General features: G+C 66.9%; 11 protein-coding genes. 5 read left to right on the top strand and 6 right to left on the bottom strand.

Going from position 1 to position 8,598, the window contains the following annotated elements; all coding sequences use genetic code 11:
- Positions 1–262 (bottom strand): ATP-dependent metallopeptidase FtsH/Yme1/Tma family protein (locus tag VFT73_RS08305; RefSeq protein WP_326409798.1); only part of this gene is annotated, 262 nt, incomplete at its 3' end.
- A 262-nt stretch (positions 263–524) separates the two neighbouring features.
- Here VFT73_RS08305 and VFT73_RS08300 point away from each other — a divergent pair.
- Positions 525–1,238, top strand: a complete 714-nt coding sequence (locus VFT73_RS08300) for a PEPxxWA-CTERM sorting domain-containing protein (RefSeq protein WP_326409796.1) — start codon at positions 525–527, stop codon at positions 1,236–1,238.
- Here VFT73_RS08300 and VFT73_RS08295 read toward each other — a convergent pair.
- A complete protein-coding gene (locus VFT73_RS08295; protein WP_326409795.1) occupies positions 1,219–2,028 on the bottom strand; it encodes a sterol desaturase family protein in 810 nt (269 codons plus the stop codon). The two genes, VFT73_RS08300 and VFT73_RS08295, sit on opposite strands and share 20 nt — an antisense overlap.
- 98 nt (positions 2,029–2,126) lie before the next feature.
- On the opposite strand from VFT73_RS08295, the gene VFT73_RS08290 reads away from it, so the two are divergent.
- The 4 genes from VFT73_RS08290 to VFT73_RS08275 all read left to right on the top strand — a co-directional run bounded on the left by VFT73_RS08290 (position 2,127) and on the right by VFT73_RS08275 (position 4,582).
- Positions 2,127–2,297: a hypothetical protein gene (locus VFT73_RS08290; RefSeq protein WP_326409794.1), complete on the top strand. Its 171-nt coding sequence runs from the start codon at positions 2,127–2,129 to the stop codon at positions 2,295–2,297.
- Positions 2,294–3,154 (top strand): hypothetical protein, encoded by an 861-nt coding sequence (locus VFT73_RS08285; protein WP_326409793.1) that lies wholly within the window; start codon positions 2,294–2,296, stop codon positions 3,152–3,154. The genes VFT73_RS08290 and VFT73_RS08285 overlap by 4 nt, the downstream gene beginning before the upstream one ends.
- Positions 3,132–3,629, top strand: a complete 498-nt coding sequence (locus tag VFT73_RS08280; RefSeq protein ID WP_326409791.1) for a hypothetical protein — start codon at positions 3,132–3,134, stop codon at positions 3,627–3,629. Before VFT73_RS08285 ends, VFT73_RS08280 begins: the two co-directional genes overlap by 23 nt.
- A gap of 143 nt (positions 3,630–3,772) precedes the next feature.
- A complete protein-coding gene (locus tag VFT73_RS08275) occupies positions 3,773–4,582 on the top strand; it encodes a dienelactone hydrolase family protein (RefSeq protein ID WP_326409789.1) in 810 nt (269 codons plus the stop codon).
- A 131-nt stretch (positions 4,583–4,713) separates the two neighbouring features.
- Here VFT73_RS08275 and tilS read toward each other — a convergent pair whose 3' ends face one another.
- The 4 genes from tilS to VFT73_RS08255 all read right to left on the bottom strand — a co-directional run.
- On the bottom strand, positions 4,714–5,706 hold the full coding sequence (gene tilS, locus VFT73_RS08270; RefSeq protein ID WP_326409788.1) for a tRNA lysidine(34) synthetase TilS: 993 nt from the start codon (positions 5,704–5,706) through the stop codon (positions 4,714–4,716).
- Between the two features lie 106 nt (positions 5,707–5,812).
- Positions 5,813–6,733, bottom strand: a complete 921-nt coding sequence (locus tag VFT73_RS08265; protein ID WP_326409787.1) for a tetratricopeptide repeat protein — start codon at positions 6,731–6,733, stop codon at positions 5,813–5,815.
- A gap of 78 nt (positions 6,734–6,811) precedes the next feature.
- Positions 6,812–7,648, bottom strand: coding sequence for a helix-turn-helix domain-containing protein (locus VFT73_RS08260; protein ID WP_326409786.1), 837 nt, complete (start codon positions 7,646–7,648; stop codon positions 6,812–6,814).
- 30 nt (positions 7,649–7,678) lie between these two features.
- Positions 7,679–8,598 (bottom strand): putative PEP-binding protein (locus VFT73_RS08255; RefSeq protein WP_326409785.1); only part of this gene is annotated, 920 nt, incomplete at its 5' end.

Genomic DNA, 8,598 nt, shown 5'->3' with positions numbered 1-8,598 from the left:
CGACAGTGTTGAACACCTCGCCGCTGTCGAGCTTCCCGCTGATGGCGCTGTTGCCCGAACTGCTCGTCGCGATCGTCACCGAACGGACGTTGCCGTTGTCGACCTGCTTGACGAACTCGGAATAAGGGATCGCCTGCCCGGCCGCGGTGCGCGAGCCGCCGTCGATCATCTGCACGAACAGGACGAGCGCGAACAGCACGCCGACCCAGATCAGCAGGCTCTTGGTCCAGGGGTTCCCGGGCTTCTTGTCTTTGTCGTTCATCGCTCGCCTTTTAGCGCAAAAACGCGCTCGAGCCTAAGATAGGCCCTTGGAGCGCAATAACAATGCGAGCTTAGGCACTGGTGAACGGCCGTGCCGGAATGGGGCGCAAGGCCGGGCATACCAATGCGGCCGCAGCACGCTCCGGATTGAATTTGCGTGAAATTTCGGTTAACATACGGTTAACGCGACTCGTCGATGGTGGAGTAGCGGCTCGCGTGGGGCGTCCATTGGGACAATCCGCAACCTACAGGGGAGTTGAGCCATGCGTACCACCGCAGCATTGGGCGTCGCGATAGCGCTCTCGATTGGAGCGACCGCACCTGCAAATGCCATTACGAACCTTCTGACGAGCGACGTCGGCTACTCGGGACCGGGCCTTAATCTCAGCGCCTTCCAAAATGGCAATTACAACTTCACCTTCGGCCCGATCACCGTCGATCAGTACACGTTCACCGCAGCTCCCGGCGGCGGCGGCAACAGCGGGCTGGGCTCGGTCGTCGGGCAGGGCAGCTACGGTCTGAACGGCAACGGATCCTTCGGCGGCGACGCAGTCTATATCGGCGTGGATTCCGCCACAGGATACGCGCAGTTGATGTTGAACGGCGGCCCGGTCAGCCAGCTAGGGTTCTTCATGAATTATGCTGCACCTCCTTTCGGAGATGATCCCACGATCTGGGCTCTCGACGCCCTCGGGAACCCGTTCGCTTCGTTCGATCTTGCAACCCTTGCGCCGATCTCCACTCCCGGCGGATTCAACGAGTTTGAGTTCAGGGGTATCTCATCGGACAGCGCGGACATCTACGGCCTCCGTTTCGGCGGAAGCTACATTCTTGTGACCGGCACCGCCAACGGCGAGGTCATCGGGGGAGTGCCGGAACCTGCAACCTGGGCGATGTTCCTGCTCGGCTTCGGCGCCATCGGCTTCACGATGCGCCGACGCAGGGCCGGTGCGAAGCTCATGGCCCGGCTGGCGTAGCCCCGGACGCACTTCTGTCCGCGAAGAGCGGCGACCAGATCTGGTCCAGCAAATGGTCGGGCCGGAGTGACTGACCTTTCAGTCCGACTGGCTGCCTGCCCTCGCCGCGGTTGAGCGTACCGAACAGCCAGTCCCACAGGACGATCGTCTCTCCGAAATTGCTGTCGTGCACGGCACGTTCGGGATTGTGGTGAAGCCGATGGAGCCTCGGAGTGAAGATCGTCGTCGCCAGCGCGCGATCGACACGGGCCGGCAAGCCGATGTCGGCGTGCTGCCAGATTGCAGCCGCGATCCCGGCCGCCTGGACCCCGAGGACGACTGACACCGGAGCTCCGGTCAGCAGGACGACCAGCGACGCGACCGGAACCGTCGCCAGCAGCTCGAGCGGGTGATTCCTGAGGCTCGTCGATACGTCGACCGCAGTGTCGGCATGGTGCACGCGATGCACGCGCCACAATACAGGCGTGGCGTGCATCAGCCGGTGGACCCAATAAGCTGCAAGGCTGTCGACGATCAGCAGAAGCGCGAATGCCGCAAGCCAGGGCACCTGAACGAGATTGGCGACCCCGAGATGGAGCCGCCCTGCGAGGTCGGAGGAAGTGATCCGCGCAACGGGCAGCAGGGCGCTCGCCGCCAGGATCAGCGCGGTCAGCCCGAAGTTGGTCAGCAGGCGCGCGTCCCCCGTCCGCTTGTCCTGTTCGCCCCCTTGCTTCGCCCAAAGGACTTCGGCGATCGCGAGCAGCACGAACCAGGTCAGTAGCGCCATCTGAACCCAGGTTTCGGGCTTCATTCGCTTCTCCGCGCGCCTGCCTTGTGACGAGCGCGCAATTGTTATAATTACGTTAACCGATCTTGTTAGCAAGGTCGTTAATCAGGGGAGTTGCGCAAATGAATCGCATCGAAAAGATCTCCTGGGCCATCGCCCTCCTTGCGGTCGCTGAGCCAGCCGTTGCCGGTATCAGGACCGTGACGCCCGCGCCCGCCATCGGGCTCGGCATCGGCGCCGTCGCGCTGATGGGCTTTGGCTATCGTGCATTGAAGAGCCGGATTCGTCCGTGAACTTCGCTCGGCCGGCCGGATCGGATCCGGCCGGCCTGCTGCACCTTGACCTGAATTTCTCGCGCGCGAGCCTGTTCGCCTGCGCAGGCGTGCTCGCCGCGCTCAATGCCCAGGCGAGCCAGATCATCGCGACTCTGGGCAGCCAGCCGCCTGCCGCCGCGCTTCTGACACTCGGCGGAATCAGCGCTGTCATCTGGTTCGCGATGTATGCCGCCTTGAAGGTGGGCTTCGAAGCGGACGCTAGTGCGCTCTCGCGGCGCGACGCGGTGGTCCTCGGGGCGGCAGTCTTGCTCGCGTTTCTTCCGATATCGCTAGCCGCTCACGCGGGTCTTCTGCTCTGTGCCGCCTATGTGCTGACGACCTCGCGTCCGGGGAGCTCCGCCGGCCGCGTCGGGTTCGTCCTGCTTGCGCTGACCGGACCGCTGATCTGGGGCCGCATCCTGCTTCGGCTGTTCGCCGCGCCGCTGCTCAATTTCGATGCGCATGTGGTGGCGTCGATCATCGGCACTCCGGTCGACGGAAACACGGTGCAGTTCGCCAACAGCACGAAGCAGTTCCTTATCGGCGCCCCATGCTCGTCGGTCCACAACATCTCGCTCGCGGTGGTGCTGTGGACGACCGCGGCGGTGCTGTTCAGGGTGAAGCCCGATGCTCGTTACATTGGATGCGGCATCGCCATGGTCGCGCTGATGTTCACGCTCAACATCGCGCGCCTCTCGGCGATCGGGCTGTTTCCCGGCAGCTTCGAATTTCTCCACATCGGCGCAGGGGCGGAAATGTTCGGCTGGGCGGGCCTGATCGGCGCCGGATTGATCGCGGGGCTTGGAGTGGTGCATGCGAGCGCCCGGCAGCGATAAGCTCCTCCTCGCCTTCTTCGTCGCGCTGGCGCTGAGCTCGGTCGGATTGAAAGCCTATGCCGGTCCGCCGCGCGACGACGGTTTGGGCAGCTTCCGGGGCCAAATCGAAGCACAGCTCGCGAGCAGCCTTCGCGCGCAGGGCTTCGCCACCCGGACAAGGCATCTCCGAATACAGAGCTCGATCGTGTACGCCACGCGCGGTTCATGCCGGCTGAGCGTGCGCGATGCGCGCCTCGGAGAATCGAACAGGACCGCTTATACGCAGGACGCCGTGGGAATCGGGCCGGTCCGCTATCTCTATCGCGGTCGCGTTTATGGCAGTCCGCCGACCTTCGCGATGCGCCTGGGGCGCCTGCAAAGCGAGCTCCGCTACCGCACCGGCCTCAACGCCGCCTTGCACATCCCGGTCGCGCTGGCCGCCTCGCCGGGGTGCGGTCGCGGCAATTTCGGTTTGGGCGACGTCCGCGTCGGCTGATCCGCCGGCGATTGCACCGGCCAGGCTTTTGGTGAACATCCGCCGATCCGAAGCGCTGCGGGAGACGGTCGATGTGCGGTGACGGCAACCATCAGGGTTTCATTGCGGACACGTCGGTGACCCGGCGAACGGTGCTGCTGACGATGACCGCGGCGGCGGCCGCAAGCGGGATTGCGGTGTCGGCCTTCGCCGAGGACGCGGGCGCACGGCCCGTCACCGCGAAAGACGTCTCGGTAAAGACCGCGGACGGGAGCGCCGACGCGGCTCTGTTCTATCCGTCCGGCAAAGGGAAATGGCCGGCCGTGTTGATGTGGCCGGACATCCTCGGCCTCCGGCCCGTGTTCCGCGAGATGGGCAAGAGGCTCGCGGCGCAGGGCTATGTCGTGCTGGTTCCCAATCCTTATTACCGCGCGAGGAAGGCGCCGGTGGTCGAAGGTCCATTCGATTTCAACAATAGGGAGGACATGGCCAGGATCAGCGCGTTTCGTGACGGCCTCACCGACGCGATGGTCGACCGCGATTCCGCGGCGTTCATCACCTTCCTCGACGCCCAGCCGCAAACCGACAGAAAGCGGAAAGCGGGCGTCCAGGGCTATTGCATGAGCGGCCCGCTGTCCTTCCGCACCGCCGCCGTCCGTCCGGACCGGATCGGCGCGGTCGCGACCTTCCATCCTGGCGCTCTGGTCACCGACAAGGCGTCGAGTCCGCACCTGCTGATCCCCAGGACCCGCGCGGCCTATCTCGTGCTCATCGCCAAGAACGACGCCGAGCGCATGCCGAAGGAGAAGCCCGACCTCGACGCCGCGTTCGCCGCGGCGCGCCGGACTGCGAAAGTCGAAGTCTATCCGGCGAACCACGGCTGGACCGTGGCCGGGAGCCAGACCTACGACGAGCAGCAGGCCGAGCGCGCCTGGGCCGAGCTGCTGCCGTTTTATCGCGCGAATTTGCGCTGAACCTACACAAGAACCGCTCATCCTGAGTAGCCGTTGAGCGCAGTCGAAACGGCGTATCGAAGGACCGTCCTTCGATACGGGCCTTCGGCTTCGCTCAGTCCCTACTCAGGATGAGCGGACCAGGGCTTAAGTCAGCCTCTAGCCGCTCGCTCGGGAGCGCGGGTGAAGCGCCATTCGGGCCCGCCGATGCACAGCACTCCGCGCAGGGTCGCCCGCCGGCCGGTGCGCAGCGCCGCGAGGATCTGGTCGAGCTCGCGGCCGCGCAGGTCGGCGCCGGCGCCCTCGGTCGCGAGCGCCAGGACGGCGCGGCGGATGATCCGGCGGCGGATTTCGCGCGGCGTATCGGCCGGCGTGTAGACGATCTGTCCTTCGCCGTGCCTCACGGCGCGCTGCCATTCCAGCGTCGTCGCCCATTGGAGAGCGCCCTCTGCATCCGCCAAATGGCCCGCGCTCGCCGCGATCGCCGCGGGATCGATCCAGTCGGCATCGGCGAGCGCCTTGCGCACGCGCACGCGCTCGAACTGCTCGTCCTCGTTGCTCGGGTCCTGGACGGGCACGACGCCCGCAGAGGCGCACACCGCCTCCAGCTCCGAATGGCGCCAGCCGAGCAGCGGGCGAATGATCGAGATGGCGTCGGCCGTCCCGCGTCCGACCGGCCGCATCCCCGCAAGGCCCCGCACTCCCGCCCCCCGCGCAAGCCGCATCAGCAGGGTCTCGGCCTGGTCGTCGACATGATGAGCGGTGGCCAAAGCAGTGAGGCCGCGTTCCTTCGCCCAGTCGCGGAGCAAGCGATAGCGCATCAAGCGGGAGCGTTCCTGGATGCCGGTTACCGGCTTCCGCTCCCAATCGGCGGTCAGGATCGCGTGCGCGACTCCGATGCGTTCGCATAGCTGCGCGACCATCTCGGCTTCGGCGCGGCTTTCAGGCCGAAGCGCGTGATCGACCGTCGCCGCCTCGACCTGCAGCGGCCGCGCTTCCGCGGCGAGCAGCAGCAAAGCGAGGCTGTCGGGTCCGCCGGATACCGCGATGCCGATGTTCGTATCCGGAGGGACAACCGCGTCGAGGTCGCGCCTGAAGCGCTCGATTGCCTCGGTCGCCGAATGCTCGCGCGTTGCAGTCGCCAAGTCAGCCTCCTCGGGAGGGGCGCCTGTTAGCCCCGTTGGGAGCGCGCGCAACTGACATTCTCAACGTGGCCGCAAGGTTGCGGACGCATGACAAGCGTCCCGATCGTCAGCTGCAGTTCGCTTTCGCTTGCGCGTCGGTCTCGAGCTTCTTGAGGTCGGGGCGGATCTTGGCGCCGTACACGGCGTCGAGCTCGGCATAAGCCTTGCACGCCTGCGTCGGCTGGCCGAGCTGCATGAGCGCCTGGCCGAGATAATAGAGGCTATCGGGCGCGCGCTCGCCGCCGGGATTGTTGCGATAATTGGCGAGAAGCGCTTCGGCCGCCTGCCGCGGCTGGCCCTTGTCGAGCAGCGCCCGGCCGATGAGGTTGTTGGCGTAGCTCACCCGGCGGTGCTTGGGATAGGCCTTCACGAACGCGCGCAGCGAGCTGATCGCCTGATCGTAATTGCCGGCTTCCCACATATGAAAGCCCTCGGTGTAGGCGTCTTCGCCGGGGTCCGTCGCGGTAGCCGCTTCGAGGCCGCCTTCCGAAGCCGGCGGTTCCGCGGCCGCGGTCTTCGGCGGCTGAGTCGATGTCTTGGGCTTGGACTTCGGCGGAGTCGCACCTTCGGGAGGCGGGGTTTCGGTGGCAGCCGGCGCAGCGGTTTCCGCCGCGTTCATCCGCTGCTCGATCGCCTGGATGCGCTGGTCTTGGTCGGTGCGAAGCTGGCTGAGGCCGGTCTCGACGTTGCGCAGCCGGTTGCCGTTCTCCTCGCTTTGCCGGAGCATGTCGGCGATCTGCCGCTCGAGCGCATCGAGCCGCTGGTCGAGGCTGAGCACCGACGACTGGGTGGCCGCGGGATCGTCGGAGAAGCCCGCCGTGTCCGCCGGCCTTCCTTTCGGAAAGACCCGCCGCTGCATCTCCTCGACCTGCCGCTCGAGGCGCTGGATCCGCTGCTCGGGAGTCGGCGCCTGGCGCTGCGCGAGCGCGCTGGACCCGGAAATCGTCGCGACTGCCGCAACGGCCGCGAGGGCGGTGATCGGACGCATGAATCTCACTGGAAGGTTCCCCACGCTTCAATTTGGACGCGACTGTGACCGGCGGCGCATTGCCCGCCGATGAATCTCCTACTGCGCCGCCGTCGTTCCGGCTGCTGGCTGCGGCGCCGGCGCGTGCATCAGGTCGGCCGGCTTGAGGCTGACGTTCGACGTCACATGCCCCGCGGGCCCGACCGGCGGCGCGACGGCCGAACCGACCGTTACCTTCAGCGCCTCGGGCGCGCCGGCGCGGAGCAAGGGCGCGACCGCCGTCTGCGGAACCTGGTAGGTCTGACCGGGCTGCAGCACGCCTTCGAACAGCGTCTTCCCCTGGTCGGTGACCCGGATCCAGGCCGGCGCGACGGCGGTGAGCACGACCGGGCCTTGCGCGGCGGGCGACTGAACCGGCGCGGCGGGCCGCTGCTGCGCCGGCGTGGCCGCGGGAGCCGTCGCGACGGCCGCCGGAGCGTTCGAGCTCGCCTCGCCCGACGGCTCGAGCGAGCGGCGGTTGAGCACGCTCATGATCACGACGAGCAGGATCACCGCGATCACCGCGGAGATCACCAGCCACTTGGGCATGGTTCGCGCCGGGTCCGCCGCCTCGATGACTTCCGATTGCGAGGAGGCGAAGCGCTGGCCGCCCATTTCCTCGCGGAGCTGGTCGCCGATCTCGGCGCGGTCGAGTCCGACGGCCGAGGCATAGCTCTTTGCAAAACCGATCGTGTAGGTCGGCGCTGGAAGTTTGTCCCAGTCGGCGGTCTCGATGCTCTCGAGATGCCGCTGCGGGATCCGAGTCTGCGCCGCGACAGGCTCCAGGCTAAGCTTTTTCTCCTCGCGCGCGGCGCGGAGGCGCTCCCCTACGGTCGGAGCCGCGGCCTCGCCCATCTCCTCCTCGATCGGCTCGGGTTCGGGTTCGCGCTTGGCCATGCGTCCTGTTTGAGGCCTGAGCGGCGAGTGTCAACCAATAGTGACCGAATGCCTTCGCGCCCAGTCGGTGAGCGCCTTGCGCATGTCCTTCGGCGGCCGCGCCAGCAACTGATCGAGCCGAGCGCGGACCGCCGCGGCGTCGAGCGAGCGGACCATCGCCTTGACCGGGCCGACACCCGCCGGGGTGATGGAAAAGCTCTCGGCGCCGATGCCGACCAGCGCCATCGCCTCGAGCGGACGGCCGGCCATCTCGCCGCAGATCCTCGCCGCAACCCCGGCTTCGCGCGCGGCGTCGAGCACGCGCTTGAGGAAGCGCAGGATCGCGGGACTGAGCCAATCGTAGCGCTGCGCCAGCCGCGGGTCGGAACGGTCGGCGGCGAAGAGGAACTGGGTCAAATCGTTGGTCCCGATCGAGATGAAGTCGAGGCGTGGAAGCAGCTGATCGAGCATCTCGGCAAGGCTCGGCACTTCGAGCATGGCGCCGAATTCGACGCGGACCGGGCGCGGCCGATGCGCTTTGCGTGCCCAGTCCAGTTGCACCTCGAACAAGGCGCGCGCCTCTTCATACTCCCAGGGCTCGGAGACCATCGGGAACATGACCCGCAGCACCTTCCCGGCGGATGCTTCAATCAGCGCGCGCGCCTGCGCTTTCATGAGCGCCGCGCGATCGAGCGACAGCCGAAGCGCGCGCCACCCCATGGCCGGGTTCTCGGCCTGCTCTACGGCCTCGTCGGTGAGGTAGGGCAGCGCCTTGTCGCCGCCGATGTCGACCGTGCGGAACACCACCGGCCGATCGCCTGCCGCCTCGATGACCTTCGTGTAGAGCCGCTGCTGCCGGTCGCGGCCGGGCAGGGTCGCCGAGACGAGGAACTGGAACTCGGTACGGAACAGGCCGATACCGTCGGCGCCGGTCATGGGAAGCGCCACCGCGTCTTCCGCGAGCCCGGCAT

The sequence above is a fragment of the Sphingomonas sp. genome (genome assembly GCF_035758555.1).
GTDB lineage: Bacteria > Pseudomonadota > Alphaproteobacteria > Sphingomonadales > Sphingomonadaceae > Sphingomonas_B.
Note: the sequence above shows the minus strand (reverse complement) of the source record. Positions and strands in the feature narration are given on the sequence as shown.

Coding starts and splice junctions, on each gene's coding strand:
- VFT73_RS08300 (WP_326409796.1), top strand. CDS start 525: ATGCGTACCACCGCAGCATTGGGCGTCGCGATAGCGCTCTCGATTGGA.
- VFT73_RS08295 (WP_326409795.1), bottom strand. CDS start 2,028: ATGAAGCCCGAAACCTGGGTTCAGATGGCGCTACTGACCTGGTTCGTG.
- VFT73_RS08290 (WP_326409794.1), top strand. CDS start 2,127: ATGAATCGCATCGAAAAGATCTCCTGGGCCATCGCCCTCCTTGCGGTC.
- VFT73_RS08280 (WP_326409791.1), top strand. CDS start 3,132: ATGCGAGCGCCCGGCAGCGATAAGCTCCTCCTCGCCTTCTTCGTCGCG.
- VFT73_RS08275 (WP_326409789.1), top strand. CDS start 3,773: ATGACCGCGGCGGCGGCCGCAAGCGGGATTGCGGTGTCGGCCTTCGCC.
- VFT73_RS08265 (WP_326409787.1), bottom strand. CDS start 6,733: ATGCGTCCGATCACCGCCCTCGCGGCCGTTGCGGCAGTCGCGACGATT.
- VFT73_RS08260 (WP_326409786.1), bottom strand. CDS start 7,648: ATGGCCAAGCGCGAACCCGAACCCGAGCCGATCGAGGAGGAGATGGGC.